Genomic DNA, 23,108 nt, shown 5'->3' on the forward strand with positions numbered 1-23,108 from the left:
CAACTGAATGCAGATTATTACCTGCCTGTCGGCTCAAACGGGATTCCGAATGCACCGCTAAAAGCGGTTGAAGGTACAAGTTTTGATTTTCGCAAGCGTAAGAAAATCGGGCAAGACTTGTTGACTGATGCAGATCAGCAAGCCGTGCGCGGTTACGATCACGCTTTCAGACTTGCAAAAAATTGCCAAGATCTGACCGCTTGTCAACCGGATGCGACGCTTTCAGCGGGTGGAATTACCCTTGAATTACGCACAACCAAACCTGCATTACAAGTTTATACCGGCAACTGGCTTGGCGGACAGCCGAATTTAAGCGGAGGATATTATGCGGATTATGCAGGAATAGCGTTAGAGCCAGAATTTTACCCTGATACCCCGAACCACCCCGAATGGTGGGAAATCGGTGGAATCAGTAAGGCGGGAGAACCTTATCGACATTTGATTCGGTATACATTCTTGAATATATAAAATCAGGGCTATTCCTCGGAATAGCCCTTCGAGTTAATGAGCTGCCGAATTATTCATCATCCGCAAAACGTTTGGCTTTATATTTCGGGTTCATCAAATTTTCAATAGATAGAATATCGTCTAGCTGCTCTTCCGTTAACAAACCACGTTCTAAAACGACTTCACGCACGCTTCTACCGGTTTTTGCACAAATTTTACCGACAATATCGCCTTCATGGTGACCGATAAACGGATTAAGATAAGTAACAATGCCGATGGAATTGAAGACATAACCTTCACAAATCTCTTTGTTAACGGTAATCCCGTCAATACATTTATCACGCAGATTCACACAGGCGTTCGCTAAAATTTCAATCGATTCAAACATCGCCTGTCCGATCACCGGCTCCATCACGTTCAACTGTAATTGCCCCGCTTCTGCGGCAAAAGTAACCGTGGTGTCATTACCGATCACTTTAAAACAGACCTGGTTCACCACTTCCGGCACAACTGGATTCACTTTTGCCGGCATAATTGAAGAACCGGCTTGCAGTTCCGGTAAGTTAATCTCATTTAAACCTGCACGCGGACCCGATGATAATAAACGCAAGTCATTACAGATTTTAGACAGTTTTACCGCAGTACGTTTTAATGCGCCGTGTACCATCACGTAAGCACCACAGTCTGAGGTTGCTTCGATTAAGTGTTCGGATAATACGCAAGGTAACTGGGTCACTTCCGAAAGATATTTAACCGCTAACGGTGCATAACCTTCCGGTGTATTTAAACCGGTTCCGATTGCCGTTGCCCCTAAATTTACTTCAAGTAACAATTCGGCAGTATATTTTAAATTTCTGACCTCTTCGTCTAATAATACGGAGAAGGCTTTAAACTCCTGACCCACCGTCATCGGTACTGCATCTTGTAATTGAGTTCTACCCATTTTCAAAATATGGCTAAACTCATTAGATTTATTTTCAAAAGCGTGTTGCAGATAAATGATTTTACTGATCAGTTTCATCACGCTGTTGTAAACCGCAATGCGAAAACCCGTCGGATAAGCGTCATTGGTTGATTGGCTGGCATTCACATGATCCATCGGATTCAGATATTGGTATTCGCCTTTTTTATGCCCTAAGATTTCAAGAGCTAAGTTTGCGACCACTTCATTCGTGTTCATATTCACCGAGGTTCCTGCACCACCTTGATAAACGTCTGACGGGAATTGATCCATACAGCGTCCGTTAACCAGAATTTCATCGCAAGCTTGAACAATTGCTCGTGCAATTTTTTTCGGAATTGCACCAAGTTCTCCGTTTGCTAATGCCGTCGCCTTTTTCACCATCACCATACCACGGACAAATTCAGGAACATCCGAAATCGTATTTTTTGAAATCTTAAAGTTTTCCACCGCACGTAATGTATGGATACCCCAATAAACTTCATTCGGAACTTCTCGCTCACCAAGCAAATCAACCTCAATACGGGTATTACTCATAGTTATTTCCTTTTTGTTTGTTACGAAATTGTTATTAAGATCATACCGAGTTCAATTCAATAATAATGCGATCTAGATCATATTTTTGGTGGAGAGAAGGTTGATATAAATTGCCGTTTCGAATTAGTTTTTTTTATGATAAAAATGGATACAAAAGCATCCATTTTAAAGTCGGAGGAAATTACTCGACAGCATAACCTTCCGGAGGTAATGGTTGATTATCAAGGTAAGCTTTACCATCTTTAAGATATAAACGGTCAGAACAAAACCATTGTGCAACAAGCGGATAGCAGCGGTGTTCTTGCTCATATACACGTTCAATCACGTCATCTAACTCATCATCAGTATAAATCGGCACTTTCGCTTGTAAAACCACTGCTCCGCCGTCCACTTCTTCATTAACAAAATGAATCGTCATACCATGTTCGGTATCTCCGGCTTCCATTGCCCGTTGATGAGTATTGAGTCCGGGGTATTTAGGTAACAATGAAGGGTGAATATTTAAAATTTTACCTTCAAAACGTTGGATAAATTCAGGTGTTAAAATTTTCATATAACCTGCCAATAAAATTAAATCTGCATTTAAGGCATCAATTTGTGAGGCAATTGCACTATCCATGGCAAAATTACTATCGAAATGTTTACGGCTAAATACAAAAGTTGGGATACCGGCTTGTTTGGCACGTTCTAGACCATAAGCGGAAGCTTTATTGGAAATAACCGCACAGATTTTTCCATCAAGCCTACCGGATTGCTGCACATCGATAATTTTTTGTAAATTGGTGCCACTACCGGAAATCATGACTACAATATTTTTCATAAAATCTCTCTAAAAAATCGCCCCATACGAAACCGTATGAGGCAGTTATTTGTTGTATATTTCTGTTGCCAAGCGACCAAGATAAGCCCCCTGAACGCCCGGTGCCGAGTTAGATTAATGAACTATTCGAGATTAAATAATCTCAACTTGTTCTGAACTATCGCCTAAATTCTCAATTTTACCGATTACCCAAGCTGTTTCACCCGCTTGTTTCAGAACAGCAAGTGCTGTATCTACGTTACTTTCAGGTAATGCAATGACCATACCGACACCGCAGTTAAAAGTACGATACATTTCATAACGACTGATATTACCTTTTTCCTGCAACCAAGTGAACACTGGTTGCCATGTCCAGCTTGATTCGTTAATCACCGCTTTTACATTATTCGGTAATACTCGTGGAATATTTTCCCAAAAGCCGCCGCCGGTTAAGTGTGCTATCGCATGAACATCAACCTGCTTAATCAATTGCAGCACAGACTTCACATAGATTTTAGTCGGAGCAAGGAAATGCTCGCTGAGAGCTTTACCATCCAATAAATCACTTGGACTTGTACCACTGACTTCTAACACTTTACGAATTAAGGAATAACCGTTTGAATGCGGACCACTTGACGCTAAGGCAATTAAGGTATCGCCTACTTTGACATTAGCCCCGTCGATAATTTCCGATTTTTCAACAACACCAACACAGAAACCCGCCAAATCGTAATCACCTTCATGATACATTCCTGGCATTTCCGCCGTTTCACCGCCGACTAATGCACAGCCGGATTGTTCACAACCGTTGGCAATCCCTTTAATCACCGAACTTGCAACATCTACATCTAATTTGCCCGTAGCGTAGTAGTCTAAGAAGAAAAGTGGTTCAGCGCCTTGTACAACAAGATCATTCACACACATAGCCACAAGATCGATACCGATAGTATCATGTCTGTTTAAATCAATCGCTAAACGTAGCTTAGTTCCAACTCCATCCGTACCGGAAACAAGAATCGGCTCTTTATACTTAGATGGCAAGGCACATAAAGCCCCAAAGCCGCCTAATCCTCCCATTACCTCCGGTCGACGAGTACGTTTCACATCACCTTTGATGCGTTCAACCAATTCATTACCGGCATGGATATCGACACCGGCATCTTTATAACTTAGTTGTGTTGTCACGGCAAAAACCTCAATCAAATAAAAAACGGCGCAAGTATACCACCAAGCAAACGATTGCGGTAGTAAGTAGCAAAACGATATTTATTTAAAAAACCGTAAATAAAACTAAATCGATTCAAATTTCATGCAAAGATTCCCTTCTTATTGAACAAAATCCAAATCAAACAATCAGATAGGCAAATCATTTAATAGCATGCAATTATCTTGTACTATTTTTAATCAAATAACTCAAAAGAACCATTGAGTTATTTTTTTTATTTTAAATGGTTTCACGGAATTCTTACAAAATGATTTGCTAATTAGAGCGAGTTCTGCTATTTATACGCGCTTTTAAATACAACCAATTTTCCCCTAAAAAAGCTGTACGTTAGGGAGTAATCCAAAAAAACAGGAGTGAATTATGACTCAAGTGGAAAAGACCACTTCTTTAAGCTTACTGGCGCTTGCTGGTGTAACACCCTACGAGCCAAGTAAAGATGAAGAATATATGAATGATGCTCAACTTGAGCATTTCCGTAAAATTCTGAAGGCATGGCATGCACAAATTATGGAAGAAGCGGAACGCACTAAGAGCCAAATGCAAGATGATGTAACAAATTTTGCAGATCCAGCTGACCGCGCCACTCAAGAAGAAGAATTCAGCTTGGAATTACGCAATCGTGATCGTGAACGTAAATTACTTAAGCGTATCGAACAAACTTTAATTAAATTGGACGAAGGCGATTACGGTTATTGTGATGCGTGTGGGATTGAAATCGGTTTAAAACGATTAGAAGCACGCCCGACCGCAGAACTTTGCGTAGACTGCAAAACGCTTGCAGAAATCCGCGAAAAACAAATGGGTGGCTAAATAGAGCAAATAGTGAACAATGAATGTGGGCAATGTTAATTGCATTGCTCACTATAATATTGTTCATTTTTATTATTTGAGGTGAACTATTTTAAAATACATTAAATCACTTTTTTCTCGTTCAAAAAAAGTGCAAAACCAACCGCTTGCTGAAGAAAATACACGCCCAAAAGTGGCGGAGTCCCATCCAAAACCTGCAGAGCCTAAATTTTCCGAACAAGTTCCCTCTTCACATAAGAAGAAAAACCTGAAGAAACAAACGGTTCCTTCCCACATCCTGCATAAAAAATTTACAGTCAATGCAGGTAAATATGGTATTACTGCAAAAAACTTCCCGACAAATGCCCTTTCAATTGTGAATAAACTCCACAAAAACGGTTATGAAGCTTATATTGTCGGTGGTTGTATCCGTGATTTGCTGTTAGGACACAAAGCCAAAGATTTTGATATCGCAACAAATGCACGTCCGGAAGAGATTCAACGAATCTTCGGCAGACAATGCCGCCTTATCGGTCGGCGTTTCCGCCTCGCACATATTGTCTTCGGGCGTGAGATCTATGAAGTTGCCACTTTCCGCGCAGAACATCATAGTAACGCAACGGAAAAAATGTCTAAAACCAGTGACACCGGAATGCTCTTACGCGACAACGTTTATGGCACTATGCGTGAAGATGCGGAACGCCGCGATTTTAGCGTAAATGCCTTGTATTACGATGTAATCCATAATCAGATCTTCGACTTTTTCAATGGTATTGACGATCTGCAAGCCGCCAAATTAGTGCTCATTGGTGATCCGGTTACCCGTTATCAGGAAGATCCGGTCCGAATGTTACGCGCCATACGCTTTATGGCGAAATTAGATATGTTCCTCGATAAAGCCAGCGATGAACCGATCCGTCGTTTGGCACCGTTATTGAAAAACATTCCGGCAGCTCGTCTATTTGACGAATCCTTGAAATTATTACAATCCGGCAGTGGTTTTAAAACCTACGAATTATTGCGTAAATACGGTTTATTTGAGCAACTTTTCCCTGTGCTTTCGTCCTTTTTTACCGAACATAGTGATTCAAATAGCGAACGAATGATCGCCAAAGCATTGCAATCGACGGATGATCGTATTCGCGACAACTTACGCGTAAATCCGGCATTCTTATTTGCGGCATTATTATGGTATCCGCTACGCGAAAAAATCGATGAGCTAAAAAATGAAGGCGGATTAAATACTTACGATGCAATGATGCTCGGCGCAAACGAAATTTTAACTGCAAGTTGTAAAGCTATTGCACTGCACCGTCGTTATACGGCAGTGATCCGTGATATCTGGGCGTTGCAATTCCAATTTCCGAAACGGACCGGCAAACGTCCGCAACAAACGCTCGAACACATTAAATTCCGTGCAGGTTTCGATTTATTGGTTATGCGGGCTGAAATTGAAGGCGGCGATTTGGTTGAACTCAGCGCATGGTGGCATGAATACCAATTCAGTAATGAGGCACAACGTGATGATATGCTGAAAAACCTGAAAAATATGCCGTCATTCCGTGAGGAAGAACCGAAGAAAAAACGCAAACCACGCCGTAAATACGTGCGTAAGAAAAAACCGCTGGCCACTGTAACCATAGGAGAAGCATAACAGATGCCAACCGTTTATGTCGCCCTTGGTTCCAATCTTGAAAACCCGCTTGAGCAGCTTAAACAAGCGGTCGTTTCTCTGCAAAAATTTGCAAAAAATGTTGAGATCAGCCCGTTTTACGGCAGTAAACCTTTGGGGCCGCAAGATCAACCTGATTACGTCAATGCCGTTACTCGGTTTGAAACGGATCTCAGCCCGATCGCTCTGCTGGATACATTACAACGGATTGAAAACGAACAGGGACGAGTGCGTTTGCGTCGGTGGGGAGAACGTACGCTTGATCTTGATATTCTGCTCTACGGCACCGAACATATCCAAAGCGAGCGCCTAACCATTCCTCATTATGATATGCATAACCGTGAATTTGTGATTGTGCCGTTGTATGATTTGAGTCCTGAATTGGTTTTGCCGAACGGCAAGCGGTTAGCAGATATCTATCCGTTATTTAAAGATCATCAAATGATCACGATTTCCCCATAATAAAAAATTCCCTCTCTCCAAAGGAAAGGAGGGAATTTTATTATTTCCCTTTTATATCAATAATCACCACTTCGGATTGTGATCCTAACCGCATCGGGATACCCCAAAATCCGTAGCCGGAAGTCACAACATAATGTCCCAAGCCAATCTTCTCATAGCCATAAGACAGACGGTACATCGCGGAGGTCATCATATTTGCAGGGAAAATCTGCCCTTTATGAGTATGCCCCGAAACCTGAAGATCGATCGGTAATTGAGCGTGTTTTTCAATCTCCGTCGGACGATGATCCATCAATAAGACAGGTAAATCGGTATTAACTTGTGTAAGAAGTTCTTTCGTAGAAGGACGGGTTTTCACCAAATCATCATTACGTCCGATAATTGCAAATTTTCCGTCCAAAGTGACCGCTTGATCCCACAACACCTTGATTCCGGCTTTTTCTATTTCTGTGCGAATCGCTTGTTCCGCCCCGAATAAATCGTGATTGCCCATTGTGGCATAAACGCCTAACGGCGCTTTCAACTTTTCAAGATGTGGCTGCATATTTTCTGCAAGGTAGGCTTTCACATTGTCATCCATAATATCGCCCGGCAGAAGAATTAAATCGACTTTCTCTTGCTCGAAAATCTTTGCTAATTCATCTAACTGTTTACCACCGAATAGAATGCCTAGATGGAAATCGCTTGCGACACCAATACGAATCGGCGCCATCGGTTTATCTAAGGTGATAGAATAACGCACAATCGTTGGAACATAAGCGTTGTATAAGGAAAAACCAATCAAGCCAAAGAAAACTATCGGATAAATGACTTTTAATCTGCGATTTAGGCTTTGACTGTCCGTAAAACGTTTACCAATAAAATAAATCGCCGCAACCACCAAACGCACAAATAGAGCAAATAACAAGATTGCCAGCATCAATGCAACAAGCCGAAAAGAATGAAAGATCCTTGTCAGATTTAAAATGATAAAGGCATTTCCTAAAAGGTAACTTGATGTCGTGGTAATCCAACGCCCTCTTTTGGAGAGATTAAATAGCCAAGAAATCGTTTTAGTGAAATTAAATAACAGCAGTTGTAAGCCTATAACGACAACAGCAATAGTGATGTAATATCTGAGTTCCAATTTATGCTTCCTATATAAATAAAAGCGCATTGTACACGCTTGTCGTAAGAAAAAAAGCCCGACTAAAATCGTTGGTTTTGTGGTAATAAACCTATTGTTCAAATTCCATGTGGTAGGTTTATCATGTTGAATGATGGTTAATTCGAATTGATATTCGTCAGAATACTGTGGATTTGATATGGATCCGCAATATTAAGCCGATCATCTTGGGAAGAGACACCCATCGTTGCAAGGCTGACTGACTTCATCGCACTTTTGCGTTGCCCTTTTGCCGAGAAGTGGATATCTGATACACCGGTCTGCTGAATAATTTGTTTCACATTTCCCGCATTCACGCCACACCCCGCCATAATATGAATACGCCCCTGAGCTTGTTGAACAAGTTGCTGAATGGTTGTAATACCTTCAAATGCGGTTGGTTGTTGCCCTGATGTCAAAATTCGGTGGCAGCCGAGTTCGATTAATTGTTCCAACGCTAAAAACGGATTATGGCAGAGATCAAACGCGCGATGGAAGATAATTTCCATACCTCGTGATGCTTCCACCAGTTTAGTTGTCGTTTTTAGATCAATCTCACCATTTGCAATAAGCGCACCAAATACGACTCCTTGTATGCCGAATTCTTTGGCGACCGCAATATCTTCAAGCATAATTTCGACTTCACTCTCACCATATAGAAAATCACCGGCACGGGGACGAATCATGAGCATCAATGGCACCGAAGAATATCGTTGAGCTTGTTTGATAAAACCATAATTGGGGGTAATCCCACCAACCGATAAGGCAGCACAAAGCTCTATCCGATTAATCGGGAATTGATTTGCTGTAATAAGTGACTCAATATTATCAACACAAATCTCAATATTCATCTTATTCCCCTTTGAAAACGGCTTTTTTATTCTGCATAAAATATGCCTTAAAAATGGTGGCTCGATTATATAAGAAAAGCACATGAGTGAAAAACTAATGTGCTTTGGTTAATCGCAAATACTAAATAGGGAGAAAAATCGTCTTCGCTTATTATTTCATCAGCTTTTGACGAATCGCATTTGCTAATTCTGCGCTGACTTTTTCAAAGTGAGCAATTTGTCTTTCTACGATTTCAGGAACAGTAACGCCTGATAGACCTGCTGCAAAGTTACCTGCTAAGCGATCTTTTTCTTCCGCCGTGAACAAGTTATAAAGTGCGGCCGGTTGTGAGTAGTAATCTTCATCGTACTCACGGAAGTTAAAGTGTGCAGCTTCACGCTCAATTTGTAATGATAATTGGTCGTGGGTTGGCACATAAGTGTCAAAACGGTTCGGCGCGTAGTTAGGGTGGTTGCCACCGTTTGCATCAATACGCATTGCACCATCACGGTGAGTCGTGTGGTATGGGCATTTTGGTGCATTTACAGGGATTTGGTGGTGGTTTACACCTAAACGGTAACGCTGTGCATCTTGGTAAGAGAACAGACGACCTTGTAACATACGGTCTGGCGAGAAGCCGATTCCCGGAACGATGTTAGATGGTGCAAATGCCGCTTGTTCTACTTCTGCGAAGTAGTTTTGTGGATTGCGGTTTAACTCTAATACACCCACTTCGATTACAGGGTAATCTGCGTGTGGCCATACTTTAGTTAAGTCAAAAGCATAATTATGTTTGTGAGCATCTGCTTCTGGCATAATTTGCACTTGAACAGTCCAACGTGGGAACTCACCACGCTCAATCGCTTCATATAAATCTTGTTGGCTAGATTCACGGTTTTCACCCACTACTTTAGCTGCTTCTTCGTTAGTGAAGAATTTGTGACCTTGTTGTGTTTTGAAGTGGAATTTCACCCAGAAACGCTCGTTGTTAGCGTTTACAAAGCTATAAGTATGGCTACCGTAACCGTTCATATGACGTAAAGTCGCAGGAATACCACGATCTGAGAATAATGTCATAATTTGGTGTATTGACTCAGGGTGACGTGACCAGAAATCCCACGCCGCATTTGCATCACGCAAGTTTGTTTGTGGATTACGTTTTTGTGTATGGATGAAATCTGGGAATTTTAATGGATCACGGATAAAGAATACTGGTGTATTGTTACCCACTAAGTCCCAGTTACCTTGTTCTGTATAGAATTTTAATGAGAAACCACGTACATCACGCTCTGCATCGGCAGCTCCACGCTCACCGGCAACCGTTGAGAAACGTAATAACACTTCAGTTTGCGCACCCGGTTTAAATACTGCAGCTTTGGTGTATTTGGTAATATCTGCAGTGACAGTGAATGTACCGTAAGCCGCTGAACCTTTAGCATGAACCACACGCTCAGGAATACGTTCACGAGCAAAGTGAGCTAATTTCTCTTGGAACCATACATCTTGTAAAAGAAGCGGACCACGTGGACCTGCAGACATGGTGTTATCATTATCTACAACAGGTGCGCCTGCTGCATTAGTTAAGGTTTTAGAACCATGATCAAACGGACATTTTGACATCATTGTATTCCTCTGTAGTTAATAGGTAATTTATTTGAATAAATTATAGTTTGATAGTTAAAAACTTATCAAACTATCAATTTAATCGTAAATAACTATTAAACAAAGAAAATCAATAGTCAAAATATCTTGTTTAGTATACAAAGCTGATCTTTTTATAAAAAAATTATTACGCCGGAATAATCGCAAAAACCCGCGCGTTAAAACCGGAAGCGTTCTCAATTTTCGGTACTCCGATAAAAACGGCACCGCCGGTTGCGGGAAGATCAGCCAGATTATTCAACACTTCCACTTGGAATTTATCTTGAGAAAGCCAGTAACGTTCACCGATCAAGTCCTTGTGCTTAACGAAATCCAATGCGCTGTCCGTATCAAGCGTTTCATGTCCGATGGCGGCAACATCTCGTTGTTGGTGTAAAAATTCAAGCGCTTCCAAGCTCCAACCCGGCGTATGAGCCTGTCCGTTTTCATCTTTATTATAAAACGCTTGATGATCTAACCAGCGCGACGACCAACCGCTGGCAAACGCCACGAAGCTTCCTTCGGGGATTTTTCCGTACTCCGCCTCAAAAGCCAAAATATCCTCGACGGTTAAACGATAGTCGTGATTGCGCTCCACCTCTTTTTCTTTATGGATAACAATCAGCGGCAATACCAATTCCAACGGCTGAATTTCCTCCAAATAACGTTTACCTACCGCAAAGTGAACCGGTGCATCAATATGCGTACCGTATTGACTCGCTAAAGTAAATTCATTGGCAAGGAAACCGTCTCTTTCCACGGTGAAAAGAACCTTGCTTTCAATCGGCTTAAAGGCGGGGAAATACGGGATAGTCGGATTAACCGAATGGCTTAAATCGACCCATTTCTGTTTTTTTAATACTTGAATTGCATTGAGAATATCAGACATATTGCCTCCTGATGAATGAGAAAGATGTCAATCTAACGAGAGACGTTTTTAAATTCAAATAACTAAACGTTATAACCTAGAAATCAATATCTTTATACAAATCTCCCTTGAAATTTGACTTTTACGCCTTATTTAGTAAGCCGTTTTTTCATTACAAGCGGTCTGTTTCCGCTTATTTTTTACAAATTTAAGAGGACTTATGAGTACAAATCAAGAAACCCGTGGCTTCCAGTCGGAAGTCAAACAACTTTTACAATTAATGATCCACTCACTCTATTCTAATAAAGAGATCTTTTTGCGTGAGTTAATTTCCAACGCGTCGGACGCTGCTGATAAATTACGTTTCAAAGCCCTTTCCCAACCTGAACTTTATGAAGGCGACGGCGAGTTGCGCGTGCGTATCAGCGTGGATGAAACTTTAGGCACCATCACAATCAGCGATAACGGTATCGGTATGAGCCGTGAGCAAGTAATCGATCATCTTGGTACTATCGCTAAATCAGGTACCAAAGAGTTTTTAAATGCACTCGGTTCAGACCAAGCTAAAGACAGCCAATTAATCGGGCAATTCGGGGTTGGGTTCTATTCATCTTTTATCGTTGCTGATAAAGTGACTGTTCGCACCCGTGCTGCAGGCAGTGATGCAAGTCAAGGCGTGTTGTGGGAATCGGCGGGCGAAGGCGATTACACCGTCGCAGATATCGAAAAAGCAGGACGTGGCACGGATGTCATTTTACACTTGCGTGATGATGAAAAAGAGTTTTTAAGCGAGTGGCGTTTACGTGACATCATCGGTAAATACTCTGACCATATCGGTTTAGCCGTAGAAATTCAAACCAAAGAGTATGACGACGAAGGCAAAGAAACCGGCACCAAATGGGAAAAAATTAACAAAGCTCAAGCACTCTGGACACGTTCTAAAAATGAGATTTCTGACGAAGAATACAAAGAGTTCTACAAACACATCAGCCACGATTTTGCCGATCCGTTAATTTGGTCGCACAATAAAGTTGAAGGCAAACAAGAATATACCAGCCTGCTTTATGTACCAAGCAAAGCCCCGTGGGATCTGTTCCAACGTGAACAAAAACACGGCTTAAAACTCTATGTGCAACGTGTATTTATTATGGACGATGCGGAAGTCTTTATGCCGAATTATCTTCGCTTTATGCGTGGTTTATTAGACTCAAATGACTTACCGTTAAACGTTTCCCGTGAAATTTTACAGGACAACAAAACCACATCGGCACTGCGTTCGGCATTAACCAAACGTGCATTACAAATGTTGGAAAAACTGGCGAAAGATAATGCCGAACAGTACCAACAATTCTGGAATGCATTCGGTTTAGTGTTGAAAGAAGGCGTAGGGGAAGATTTCGCGAATAAAAACCAAGTGGCAGCCTTAGTCCGCTTTGCTTCAACGCATACTGACAGTAGCGAACAAGCGGTCAGTTTGAACGATTATATTGCAAGAATGAAAGAAGGTCAGAAAGCGATTTATTTCTTAACTGCCGACAGCTATCAAGCGGCGAAAAACAGCCCACATTTAGAGCTGTTTAACAAAAAAGGCATTGAAGTCTTACTACTTTCCGATCGTATCGATGAATGGTTTATCAGCCATTTAACCGAATTTGACGGTAAACCACTGCAAAGTATCACTAAATCAGACTTAGATTTAGGCGATCTTGCCGATAAAGCGGAAGAAGAAACCCAAAAAGCACAAGAAGCTGAATTTGCGAGTTTCTTAGAGAGAGCTACAGGCTATTTAGGCGAACGTGTCAAAAAAGTGGTCTTAACTCACCGCTTGACCGATACGCCAGCCGTTGTTTCAACCGACAGTGATGAAATGACCACACAAATGGCAAAACTGTTCGCTGCCATGGGACAACAAGCTCCGGAAGTGAAATATACCTTTGAGTTAAACCCTGAACATGCAATGGTAAAACGTGTGGCTGATATTGCCGATGAAGCGGAATTTAACGACTGGATTGAACTCTTGTTTGAACAAGCATTACTCGCTGAACGCGGTACATTGGAAAATCCAACGGCGTTTATTAAACGTATGAATAAGTTGTTGGGTGCATAACAAAACAAAGGGCTATTTAAGAATGAATAGCCCTTTTTGTATGTCCGCCGAATTAATCTAATGCTTTGCCTTTTAATTCAGGAATTAAAAATACCGTTGCGATAACATCAATCACATAAACTGTTGCCAATAATGCAATCGCTAATTGGAAGGAGTACGCAGAAACAATCGCACCGACAACTACCGGACCAAACCCACCGACGGCTCTCCCTAAATTAAACAGTACGTTTTGTGCCGTCGCACGCGCTTTGGTGGGGTAAGCTTCTGACATTAATGCACCGTAACCACCCATCATCCCGTTAACAAACATCCCTAACAGTGCTCCGGCAAATAACATTGTGGTCGGATCGCTTAATTGTGAGTAAGTGATAATACTGAATACCGCACCTAATTGGAAAAGAATAAAGCTTGGCTTACGCCCGATTTTGTCCGCCAACTGACCGAAGATCCAAATGCCGATCATCATCCCGCAAATCGTTACCGCCGTCCAAACACCTGATTTAGTCAAGCTGAACCCTAATTGATTGGAGAGAAAATTCGGCATCCAAATCATAATGCCGTAGTAGCCAAAGTTTTGTACCGAGGTGAGAATCACAATGCCTAAACTCACTTTAGCGGTAGCTTTATCTTTAATTAATTGTTTAAAAGGCGCCAATCCGGAAGTTTTGGTCTGTGCGGCTTGATGTTTTATGAAAACTTCCGGTTCATGTAATTTTGCACGTAAATACCACGCCACAAAAGCAGGGAAAATACCGATAATGAACATACCGCGCCAACCAATATGCGGCAGTAACAACGGAGTTAACAATGCGGCACCCAATACACCGACTTGCCAGCCGAGAGCGACATAAGAAGAAGCTTTCGCCCGATGACGAGCCGGCCAAGCTTCTGCCGCCAATGCCATTCCGATACCGAATTCACCGCCTAGACCAATACCGGCAATCGTACGATAAATCAGTAAATCCCAATAACCTTGCGCTAAAGCACAAAGTCCGGTGAAAACGGCAAATAACACGATTGTCCAAGTGAGTACGCGAACACGTCCGTATTTATCACTTAATGCGCCAAAAATGATACCGCCGGCAACAGCACCGATTAAGGTCCAAGTTACTAGAGAGCCGGCTTGTGCGGGGGAAAGATTGAGGTCTGCGGAAATTGCGCTCAGCATAAAGCCGAGAATGAGGAGGTCAAAACCGTCCATGGCATAGCCCACTGCGGAGCCCAGTAAGGCTTTCCAGCCATACTTATTTACTTTGTCAGTCATATGTGCATTCCTTTAACGCTTCAAATTCAGAATCAAATTAGAAAGAATGCCCGATTGGGCATTTTAGTTTACTTTGATTCGTTGTGTTTAGCTAATCATTATTGGCTATGCACGTATGAATTTACATTTTGTAGGAATACGGGGAGAAATTAACTGTTTGCCTCAGCTTTCAGCTTCTTAATCAGCTCCGCGTTAGCCGGTGGAAATTGACCTTCTTCCAAATCCGTTTGCGCAATCCAAAAACCTTCTTGCCCTTCCCGTCCGAAAGGTTCACCTACCCATTCTTCCACAAGATAAAAGAAAAACTCGATCACTTTGGTCGGATAATCAAAACTAAAATGCTCATAAGGAAAAGCGCTTAGCACGTGGATGCCGATTTCTTCTTCCAGCTCACGGTTTAACGCCGCCGCCGACGTTTCACCTTCATTGATTTTCCCGCCGGGGAATTCCAATGATTGAGCAAAGTCCTGCCCCTCCAAACGTTGAGTTAAATAAATTTGTCCAAATTCGTTACGGATAATACCGGCTGCGACTTGAACAAGGGGTTTCGACATAATGGATTCCTAAAATTTATTGTAAGTGATATGGCATACAAGCGGTCTGTTTCAACACATTTTTTGCAAATTTTTTCATAAAACAGACCGCTTGTCGGTTAAGCGTATTTCGCTTTACTACCGTGGCAATGTTTATATTTTTTACCTGAACCGCAAGGACAAGGTTCATTACGACCGATATTCAGATTACTGAAATCCTGCTCGTCTGCCTGCTCTGCGCCACTGCCTTCTTGATGATAATGAGAGGCCTCCTGTTCCGCCATTGCTTGACGTTCACGTTCCGCCTGCTCCACTTCTTCTTGGCTACGAACTTGAATACGGCTTAGGATACTGATCACGTTGGATTTCAAATTATCAAGCATATCGGTGAACATCGCGAAAGACTCTTTTTTATACTCTTGCTTCGGATCTTTTTGCGCATAACCGCGTAAGTGAATTCCTTTACGCAAATAGTCCATAGCAGAAAGATGCTCTTTCCATAATTCGTCAAGGTTTTGCAACATCACGCCTTTTTCAAAGTTGCGCATCACTTCCGCACCGACAATCGCTTCTTTCGCCTCATATTGCTCTTTGGCAATATTAATAATGCGTTCGCGTAATGAATCTTCATGCAGATCTTTCTCTTCATCCAACCATTTTTCAATCGGCAGATCCATTCCGAATTCTTGCTTCAAACGGTTTTCTAATGCCGGAACGTCCCACATTTCTTCGATTGATTGTGGTGGAATATACTGGTCAATGACCGCATTGAAGACGTCTTCACGAATGGTTTCAATCATTGGCGAAATATCATCGGTTTCCAATAAATGATTACGCTGTTCATAGATCGCTTTACGTTGTTCATTCGCCACATCATCGTATTGGAGAAGTTGTTTACGACCGTCAAAGTTATGCGCTTCCACTTTCGCTTGAGCTGAAGCAATCACTTTAGTCAGCAATTTCGATTCCATTGCTTCGCCTTCTTCGGTAAAGGCTTTACGCATCATATTGAGTTTACCTTCATTAAGGTAAATTCGCATTAAGGCATCATCTAATGACAGGTAGAAACGTGATGAACCAGGGTCACCTTGACGGCCTGAACGACCGCGCAACTGGTTGTCGATACGGCGAGACTCGTGGCGTTCTGTACCAATAATGTGTAAACCACCCGCTTTCATCACCACATCATGACGCTCTTGCCATGCCGCTTTAATCGCTTCAATTTGTTCTTCCGTCGGATCTTCTAACTTAGCGATTTCTGCTTTCCAGTTACCGCCAAGTACAATATCCGTACCACGTCCCGCCATATTGGTTGCGATAGTGACAGCCCCCGGATAACCTGCATCGGCAACGATTTCCGCCTCTTGAGCATGGAATTTCGCATTCAGTACTTTATGCGGAATTCCGGCTTTGGTTAACGCCCCGGAAAGAACTTCCGATTTTTCAATCGAAATTGTCCCCACCAGTACAGGCTGATTACGCGCCATGCAATCTTTAATATCTGCAATGACCGCTTGGAATTTCTCCGGTTCACTCTTAAACATTAGGTCGGTTTTATCATCACGAATCATCGGACGGTTGGTTGGAATGACTACCGTATCCAAGCCATAAATTTGTTGAAACTCAAAGGCTTCGGTGTCCGCTGTTCCCGTCATACCGGCTAATTTTTCATACAGACGGAAGTAGTTTTGATAAGTGATAGACGCAACAGTTTGGTTTTCACCTTGAATTCTCACGCCTTCTTTGGCTTCAATCGCTTGATGTAAGCCGTCAGACCAACGACGACCAGCCATTGTTCGACCGGTATGTTCGTCAATGATCACGATCTCGCCATCTTTCACGATATAATCGACATTCACTTCAAACAATTTATGCGCGCGAAGTGCCGCATAAACATGGTGCAACAAGCTAATACGTGCCGGAGAATAGAGGCTTTCATGTTCTTTCATTAAGCCCATTTCGGTTAAAATATTTTCCACTTTCACTTGACCGCGTTCGGTTAAGTGAGCCTGTTTGCTTTTCAGATCTAAGGTAAAGTCGCCTTCACCGGTATATTCTTCGGTATCTTCTTTATCTTGAGCGATTAAATGCGGAATCACTTTATCAATCGCTTGATAGATTTGAGAAACATCTTCTGCCGGCCCTGAAATAATGAGCGGTGTACGCGCTTCGTCGATCAAGATGGAGTCAACCTCATCCACTAACGCATAATGCAACGGACGCTGAAAACGTTCTTCTTTGGTATGGGCTAAATTATCGCGCAGATAATCAAACCCAAGTTCGCTGTTAGTTGCATAAGTGACATCCGCCATATATGCTGCGCGTTTTTCGTCAGACGGTAAGCCCGGAATATTCACAGCGACTGTCATGCCTAAAAATTCAAATAACGGACGGTTGGTTTCCGCATCACGACGCGCCAAATAGTCATTCACGGTAACCACATGAACGCCTTTGCCGGTTAACGCATTTAAATAGCACGGGAGCGTTGCCGTTAAGGTTTTCCCTTCACCGGTGCGCATTTCCGCAATATTGCGTTCAGTTAACACCATGCCGCCAATGAGCTGCACATCAAAATGACGCATACCTAACACACGCTTACTCGCTTCACGCACAACGGCAAAAGCTTCATTTAATAAACTGTCTAACGTTGCACCTTCTGCCAAACGCTGTTTAAATTCCGCGGTCTTGGCTTGTAATTCTTCATCACTGAGTTTTTCAAATTCCGGTTCTAAACGGTTAATTTGAACTACGCGTTTATTTAAACGGCGTAAAGTACGGTCGTTGCTACTACCAAAAATTGAAGTAATTAATTTTGTAAACATAAAAATTTTCCGATTTTTTTAAATGTTGTGAGAAAACCGGCTGAAAATATCGGACATTATTGACGAAATTCCTCGAATTCCATGTTTCGTTTTGCCGGCTTGTGATTAATAAATGTAGAAAATCAGACGCTCGGTCCGGCTCGAATCGGTGGATTGGTAACACTGTCAAAGCGATAGGATTTTGCAAAAAACGGGCTGTAAACGACCGCTTGTTGACTCGCAAAAAATAGAGGTTGTTGCTCTAAATGGAGAAGATGGGCTTGCTCGATATCCGTTTTTTGAACGGCTGAGAGTTCGGCTAAACCTTGAATATATTGATTAATAACCGGTTCTTGTTCACACTCATTAGCTAACGGCTGTGCATTAGGCAAAGCAAAAATCGCAATGACCCCAAAAAAGATCTGCGACCAAAAAGTAGATTTGTGAAATGGATAAAAAAGTTTCATCAGCCGGTTTTAATTGAAAAATTGTGCCGATTATACGACAATTTTTATAGAATGGTGCAGATTATTGGGGCATTCGCTCTAAAAACAAGAGGATAAACGGAGAAAAGATGAAAAATTCGACAACTAAAAATATCACTGAAGTCCTACAGAACTCTAGCCTTTCTCGTATTGTCCAACGTGCTAACGAACTCAATGCTCTAAATGATAAAATTCAAACGATATTGCCCTCAATTTATCGCGGGCTTTACCGAATTGTAAATTTATCCGATAATTCACTCACTTTCGAAGTTCAAAGTGCAACGATTCGACAAGGATTATTGTTACAACAAGAGAGTTTGCTTAAACTCATCCGTATGGATTTTCCACAAATAACATCGCTTCAATTTAACGTGAATCCAAATTTTAAATACGTTTAAGTTCAACCGATATTGAAACGAAGAGGAACTCAATATGAAAAAAATCACACTACTCGCATTAACGGCTGTTTTAGGTGCTTGTTCGCTGTTACCACCAAAAACGGTTTCCGGCACTTATCAAGGCACTTTACCTTGTGCAGACTGTGAAAAAATCGAAGCCGAACTCATCTTGAATAAAGACAACAGCTATCAATACAATACGGTTTATTACAAAAATAAAGAGCAACATCCTTTCGTTGAGAAAGGGATATTCACTTGGGATGCCAATAAACCGAACGTTATTCGCTTGAATAATTCCGGTAACCTTGCAGTACAGGTTACAAAAGATTATGTAGAATTTTGTGATGCCAACGGTAATACAGTGAAAGGTCCTAATAACTACAAATTACAAAAAGTGGCTGAATAGTAGCTAAAACAAATGAAAAAGATCACTTCAGTGGTCTTTTTTTATCTATAAAAAAAACCCTAAACTTATGTTTAGGGTGTAATCTGTTAAGGAAAAAAGTAATAGTTAATTAAATTTAACCAAGGAAATATCTATGAAAACATTAAGGGATCTCTCCCTGTTTATTGAATGGCGGTGAGAGGGGGATTCGAACCCCCGATACACTTTCGCATATACACGCTTTCCAGGCGTGCTCCTTCAACCACTCGGACATCTCACCGAATCAATAAAAAATGTGCTGAAACAGCACATTTGAAGATGGGTGGAACTATACCGATTTTTACTTTCTTCGGCAAGCAATTTATTTATATTTTGAAATAAATTACTCGGCTAACTTTAATGCCCCTGCCCTAAGCAATTTGTTGATTGTGGTATTACCTCTTTGCGCTCACGCCATTCCTCCGGAGTATAAAGGTGTAATGCTAAGGCGTGCACACCGTTTTCTAATTCTTGCGCCAAACAGGCGTAAACGGCTCGATGGCGAGCAACAGAACGTAATCCTTCAAACTGCGAAGAAACCAAAGTCACTTTGAAATGCGATTCCGCTCCCCTGCCGGAACTATGGCGATGGCTTTCATTTTCGAGGTGTAACACGCTTGGTGCAAATTCAGCTGTTAATTTTTGTGAAATACGTTGTTCGACGGACATTTTTATTCTCTCTGTTTGGAAATTTCGGCAGAATAATACTATACTTTACAGCGATTTTATTCACTAAAAGGAATCTTTTATGAAACTCACCAAAAAAGCGCTATTTATCACAACTTTCTTAGCTGCCTCTGTACTTGTAGGCTGCCAAAGCCAATCCAATACACTGACACTGACTACGCCGTCACCGACTGCAGCATTTAACACCAATAATCAAACGGCGTTAGTGAATGTATCTACCCAAGATATGCGCCCGTCGGCAGAGGTTGCAAGTTATACCAGCGGTGGAAATGTCGTGCGCCTTAATGCGATCCCCGATGTAACACAATTATTCCAACAAGTGATGCAACAAAACTTGAACAGCAAAGGTTTTGGTGTGGTACAAGGCGCAGGCAATGCGAATATAACCGTGAATGTGAAAAAATTCTTTGCGGATGTCGAACAAGGAAATCTACGTCACAAAATCACTGCCAATGTCGGTGTCGAAGTGGTTGTTCAAGGCGGAAGAGGCAATTTTAGTAAAGTCTTTAACACATCACGCTCTTACGAAGGAGCCTTGGGTGCCGATAATGCCGATATCCAAAAAGTGTTGAATCAAGCTTATAACGATGCCGTATTGAATATTTATAACGATAACGAAATCGGTAATGCAATTCATCAGTTCAAATAATTAATTTCACTTTTTACAAGCGGTAAGATTTCGTAAGAAATTTGCAAAAATATTTGTCATTGGCGCGGGCTATGTGGCAGTCAATACAATTGCAAGCAAAATATGCAAATTTTTTCACGTATCTGACCGCTTGTTATTTTATTACAAATCGCCGGACATCAAATGAGAATCCCTAGAATTTACCATCCTGAACCTCTTGCAGAAAAAAAGTGCTGTATATTGACCGAAGATGCTGCCAACCACGTCGGACGCGTATTGCGAATGAACGAAGGCGCCGAATTGATTTTATTTGACGGATCAAACTACATTTTTCACAGTACTATTCAAAAAGCCGGCAAGAAACAGATTGAAGTGGTTATTCAGTCTAAAGAATTAGATGATCGTGAATCGTCGTTGCCGATTCATCTTGGACAGGTCATTTCTCGGGGAGATCGAATGGAGTTCACCATACAAAAATCCGTCGAACTCGGTGTAAACGTGATTACACCGCTTTGGTCGGAGCGCTGTGGGGTAAAATTAGACGGCGAACGTCAGGATAAAAAAATTCAGCAATGGCAAAAAATTGCGATTGCTGCCTGCGAACAGTGCGGACGCAATGTTATACCGGAAATTCGCCCGATAATGAAATTAACCGATTGGTGCAAAGAACAAGATGGTATGTTGAAGTTGAATTTACATCCAAGAGCCCAATATACCATAAAGTCGTTACCCAATGTTCCTAAACAAGGGGTGCGTTTATTAATTGGTTCGGAAGGCGGGCTTTCTCCCGAAGAGATCGCGATGACGGAAAGCCAAGGATTCACCGAAGTATTACTCGGCAAACGTATTTTACGTACCGAAACGGCATCCTTAGCAACAATCACCGCCTTACAAATTTTGTATGGAGATTTAAGTTAGATGATAGATTTACAAGGTAAGTTGCTGATTGCAACACCCGATATGAATGACGATTACTTTGACCGCTCGGTAATCTATATTTGTGAACATAATGATCAAGGTGCAATGGGCATTATGATTAACTCCCCGACAGATCTTTCAGTGATGGAATTACTTGCAAAAATGGATTTTTTGATGGCAAATGAACGAAATTACACAAAAGATCAATTAGTGCTTAGCGGTGGTCCGGTCAGCCAAGATCGCGGTTTTATTTTACATACGCCGACAAATCGTGAATTTTTACATAGCTATCCGACAGCCGACGGTCTACACCTTACCACCTCCGGCGATATTTTAGAAACGTTCGGTCGTGAAGATTCACCGGAACATTTTATAGTTTGCCTTGGTTGCTGTACTTGGAAAGCGGATCAACTCGAACAAGAAATTGCGCGTAACTATTGGCTTGTTTCTCCGGCAACCGAGCAGATTCTCTTTAAAACCGGCTACTTAGACCGCTGGGTGGAAGCAAATGAGCTACTCGGTATTGACGGCGTACTCGCCAAAGCAGGGAGAGCCTGATGTCATTAACCGTTCTTGCCTTCGATTTCGGCACCAACAGTATTGGTTGTGCTGTCGGACAGAGTATTACCGGCACGGCACAAGGATTAACGGCATTTAAAGCTCAAGACGGCATTCCGAATTGGGAAAAAATTGCTCAGGTTATTGCCGAATGGCAACCGGATAAATTAATCGTTGGTTTACCGCTGAATATGGATGGTACGGAACAACCGCTAACCCAAAGGGCAAAGAAATTTGCCAATCGCCTAAACGGACGTTTTAATCTGCCGGTTGAATTGCAAGATGAACGTTTAACCACCGTGGCTGCCCGTGCGGAAATTTTTTCACGCGGAGGCTATAAAGCGTTGAAAAAAGATAAGGTTGATTCAATTTCCGCTTGCTTGATTTTAGAAAGCTGGTTTGAAAGTAACGGATGATCTACTCCGCACTTTTTGGCTGTACTGTATTGAATTAAACAGTTCGCAACCTTCATCGGTTCTGCTATAAAAATACGGCAGATGAATGTCAGCATTGAATTTCTTCTCGTTAAATGAGTGATTTTATGCTATGTTATCGCCCGTTTTTCTCTATCGTAGAAAAGAACCTCATCTTATTTTGTAACCAATTGATTTTTAAGGAGTCTATATGCAACAAGGCGGCGGAATGGAAATGATCTACATTCTGGTTATTTTCGGTTTGATTTTTTACTTTATGATTTATCGTCCACAAGCAAAACGTCAAAAACAACAACGCGACTTGTTATCTAGCCTTGCAAAAGGTAATGAGATTCTGACAAGCGGTGGCTTAGTCGGTAAAATTACCAAAGTCAGTGCAGATGACGAAAATATCGTAATTGCATTAAACGATACAACCGAAGTAACAATTCAACGTGCTTTCGTAGTTGCAGTGTTACCAAAAGGTTCATTGAAATCTCTTTAATCCTTTCCTTT

At 41.7% G+C, this 23,108-nt stretch carries 23 protein-coding genes, 1 tRNA gene and 1 pseudogene; 12 read left to right on the forward strand and 13 right to left on the reverse strand.

From position 1 onward, the window contains the following. Nucleotides 1-468, forward strand: a pseudogene (locus ACEYJ7_RS03925) (galactose-1-epimerase); the annotation flags it as partial. A gap of 49 nt (nucleotides 469-517) precedes the next feature. On the opposite strand, the gene aspA reads toward ACEYJ7_RS03925, so the two are convergent. The 3 genes from aspA to purM all read right to left on the reverse strand — a co-directional run bounded on the left by aspA (nucleotide 518) and on the right by purM (nucleotide 3,929). Then, nucleotides 518-1,945: an aspartate ammonia-lyase gene (aspA, locus tag ACEYJ7_RS03930; RefSeq protein WP_373777748.1), complete on the reverse strand. Its 1,428-nt coding sequence runs from the start codon at nucleotides 1,943-1,945 to the stop codon at nucleotides 518-520. Between the two features lie 181 nt (nucleotides 1,946-2,126). After that, nucleotides 2,127-2,765: a phosphoribosylglycinamide formyltransferase gene (gene purN, locus ACEYJ7_RS03935; protein ID WP_373777750.1), complete on the reverse strand. Its 639-nt coding sequence runs from the start codon at nucleotides 2,763-2,765 to the stop codon at nucleotides 2,127-2,129. Nucleotides 2,766-2,897: 132 nt separating this feature from the next. After that, a complete protein-coding gene (gene purM, locus ACEYJ7_RS03940) occupies nucleotides 2,898-3,929 on the reverse strand; it encodes a phosphoribosylformylglycinamidine cyclo-ligase (protein ID WP_373777751.1) in 1,032 nt (343 codons plus the stop codon). A 400-nt stretch (nucleotides 3,930-4,329) separates the two neighbouring features. Between purM and dksA the strand changes: the two genes are divergently transcribed. The 3 genes from dksA to folK all read left to right on the forward strand — a co-directional run bounded on the left by dksA (nucleotide 4,330) and on the right by folK (nucleotide 6,892). Next, nucleotides 4,330-4,779, forward strand: coding sequence for an RNA polymerase-binding protein DksA (gene dksA / locus ACEYJ7_RS03945; protein ID WP_373777753.1), 450 nt, complete (start codon nucleotides 4,330-4,332; stop codon nucleotides 4,777-4,779). A gap of 130 nt (nucleotides 4,780-4,909) precedes the next feature. Further along, nucleotides 4,910-6,412: a polynucleotide adenylyltransferase PcnB gene (gene pcnB, locus ACEYJ7_RS03950; RefSeq protein WP_373777754.1), complete on the forward strand. Its 1,503-nt coding sequence runs from the start codon at nucleotides 4,910-4,912 to the stop codon at nucleotides 6,410-6,412. Between the two features lie 3 nt (nucleotides 6,413-6,415). Continuing rightward, nucleotides 6,416-6,892 carry a 2-amino-4-hydroxy-6-hydroxymethyldihydropteridine diphosphokinase gene (gene folK, locus ACEYJ7_RS03955; RefSeq protein WP_373777755.1) on the forward strand — a complete coding sequence of 159 codons (477 nt, stop codon included), beginning with the start codon at nucleotides 6,416-6,418 and terminating at the stop codon, nucleotides 6,890-6,892. A 40-nt stretch (nucleotides 6,893-6,932) separates the two neighbouring features. On the opposite strand, the gene ACEYJ7_RS03960 is transcribed toward folK, so the two are convergent. The 4 genes from ACEYJ7_RS03960 to ACEYJ7_RS03975 all read right to left on the reverse strand — a co-directional run bounded on the left by ACEYJ7_RS03960 (nucleotide 6,933) and on the right by ACEYJ7_RS03975 (nucleotide 11,397). Beyond that, nucleotides 6,933-8,018 carry a metallophosphoesterase gene (locus tag ACEYJ7_RS03960; RefSeq protein WP_373777756.1) on the reverse strand — a complete coding sequence of 362 codons (1,086 nt, stop codon included), beginning with the start codon at nucleotides 8,016-8,018 and terminating at the stop codon, nucleotides 6,933-6,935. Between the two features lie 137 nt (nucleotides 8,019-8,155). Further along, a complete protein-coding gene (locus ACEYJ7_RS03965) occupies nucleotides 8,156-8,887 on the reverse strand; it encodes a copper homeostasis protein CutC (RefSeq protein ID WP_373777757.1) in 732 nt (243 codons plus the stop codon). 151 nt (nucleotides 8,888-9,038) lie between these two features. Next, on the reverse strand, nucleotides 9,039-10,490 hold the full coding sequence (locus ACEYJ7_RS03970) for a catalase (RefSeq protein WP_373777758.1): 1,452 nt from the start codon (nucleotides 10,488-10,490) through the stop codon (nucleotides 9,039-9,041). Nucleotides 10,491-10,656: 166 nt separating this feature from the next. Next, on the reverse strand, nucleotides 10,657-11,397 hold the full coding sequence (locus ACEYJ7_RS03975) for a cyclase family protein (protein WP_373777759.1): 741 nt from the start codon (nucleotides 11,395-11,397) through the stop codon (nucleotides 10,657-10,659). Between the two features lie 199 nt (nucleotides 11,398-11,596). Between ACEYJ7_RS03975 and htpG the strand changes: the two genes are divergently transcribed. After that, a complete protein-coding gene (htpG, locus tag ACEYJ7_RS03980; protein ID WP_373777761.1) occupies nucleotides 11,597-13,483 on the forward strand; it encodes a molecular chaperone HtpG in 1,887 nt (628 codons plus the stop codon). Between the two features lie 52 nt (nucleotides 13,484-13,535). Here the strand turns inward: htpG and ACEYJ7_RS03985 are convergent, their stop codons facing one another. From ACEYJ7_RS03985 to secM, 4 genes are all read right to left on the reverse strand, one after another. Then, entirely contained in the window at nucleotides 13,536-14,747 is a 1,212-nt protein-coding gene (locus ACEYJ7_RS03985; protein WP_373777762.1) for an MFS transporter, read from the reverse strand. Nucleotides 14,748-14,896: 149 nt separating this feature from the next. Then, the gene (gene mutT, locus ACEYJ7_RS03990) at nucleotides 14,897-15,301 is read right to left on the reverse strand and encodes an 8-oxo-dGTP diphosphatase MutT (RefSeq protein WP_373777763.1); all 405 of its coding nucleotides are present in this window, start codon (nucleotides 15,299-15,301) and stop codon (nucleotides 14,897-14,899) included. 98 nt (nucleotides 15,302-15,399) lie between these two features. Next, a complete protein-coding gene (gene secA, locus ACEYJ7_RS03995) occupies nucleotides 15,400-18,102 on the reverse strand; it encodes a preprotein translocase subunit SecA (RefSeq protein ID WP_373777764.1) in 2,703 nt (900 codons plus the stop codon). A gap of 122 nt (nucleotides 18,103-18,224) precedes the next feature. Then, complete coding sequence (gene secM, locus ACEYJ7_RS04000; RefSeq protein WP_373777765.1) at nucleotides 18,225-18,548, reverse strand: secA translation cis-regulator SecM; 324 nt, start codon at nucleotides 18,546-18,548, stop codon at nucleotides 18,225-18,227. A 107-nt stretch (nucleotides 18,549-18,655) separates the two neighbouring features. On the opposite strand from secM, the gene ACEYJ7_RS04005 reads away from it, so the two are divergent. Both ACEYJ7_RS04005 and ACEYJ7_RS04010 read left to right on the forward strand, forming a co-directional pair. Beyond that, nucleotides 18,656-18,964, forward strand: coding sequence for a DciA family protein (locus ACEYJ7_RS04005; protein WP_373777766.1), 309 nt, complete (start codon nucleotides 18,656-18,658; stop codon nucleotides 18,962-18,964). Nucleotides 18,965-18,998: 34 nt separating this feature from the next. Continuing rightward, nucleotides 18,999-19,370, forward strand: coding sequence for a copper resistance protein NlpE (locus ACEYJ7_RS04010; RefSeq protein WP_373777767.1), 372 nt, complete (start codon nucleotides 18,999-19,001; stop codon nucleotides 19,368-19,370). Between the two features lie 169 nt (nucleotides 19,371-19,539). Here the strand turns inward: ACEYJ7_RS04010 and ACEYJ7_RS04015 are convergent. Together ACEYJ7_RS04015 and ACEYJ7_RS04020 are read right to left on the reverse strand one after the other, a co-directional pair. Then, nucleotides 19,540-19,629, reverse strand: a tRNA-Ser gene (locus ACEYJ7_RS04015). Nucleotides 19,630-19,745: 116 nt separating this feature from the next. Continuing rightward, nucleotides 19,746-20,057: a BolA family protein gene (locus tag ACEYJ7_RS04020; RefSeq protein WP_373777769.1), complete on the reverse strand. Its 312-nt coding sequence runs from the start codon at nucleotides 20,055-20,057 to the stop codon at nucleotides 19,746-19,748. 79 nt (nucleotides 20,058-20,136) lie between these two features. Here ACEYJ7_RS04020 and ACEYJ7_RS04025 point away from each other — a divergent pair, with 79 nt between their 5' ends. From ACEYJ7_RS04025 to yajC, 5 genes are all read left to right on the forward strand, one after another. Beyond that, nucleotides 20,137-20,724: a YajG family lipoprotein gene (locus ACEYJ7_RS04025; protein ID WP_373777770.1), complete on the forward strand. Its 588-nt coding sequence runs from the start codon at nucleotides 20,137-20,139 to the stop codon at nucleotides 20,722-20,724. A 162-nt stretch (nucleotides 20,725-20,886) separates the two neighbouring features. Next, nucleotides 20,887-21,621 (forward strand): 16S rRNA (uracil(1498)-N(3))-methyltransferase, encoded by a 735-nt coding sequence (gene rsmE / locus ACEYJ7_RS04030; protein ID WP_373777771.1) that lies wholly within the window; start codon nucleotides 20,887-20,889, stop codon nucleotides 21,619-21,621. After that, nucleotides 21,622-22,179, forward strand: coding sequence for a YqgE/AlgH family protein (locus ACEYJ7_RS04035; RefSeq protein ID WP_373777772.1), 558 nt, complete (start codon nucleotides 21,622-21,624; stop codon nucleotides 22,177-22,179). Next, nucleotides 22,179-22,595, forward strand: a complete 417-nt coding sequence (gene ruvX / locus ACEYJ7_RS04040) for a Holliday junction resolvase RuvX (RefSeq protein ID WP_373777773.1) — start codon at nucleotides 22,179-22,181, stop codon at nucleotides 22,593-22,595. Before ACEYJ7_RS04035 ends, ruvX begins: the two co-directional genes overlap by 1 nt. 208 nt (nucleotides 22,596-22,803) lie before the next feature. Continuing rightward, nucleotides 22,804-23,097 (forward strand): preprotein translocase subunit YajC, encoded by a 294-nt coding sequence (gene yajC / locus ACEYJ7_RS04045; RefSeq protein WP_373777775.1) that lies wholly within the window; start codon nucleotides 22,804-22,806, stop codon nucleotides 23,095-23,097. The last annotated feature ends 11 nt before the right edge of the window (nucleotides 23,098-23,108 follow it).

It is taken from the genome of Glaesserella sp., from assembly GCF_041814905.1.
Taxonomy (GTDB): domain Bacteria; phylum Pseudomonadota; class Gammaproteobacteria; order Enterobacterales; family Pasteurellaceae; genus Glaesserella.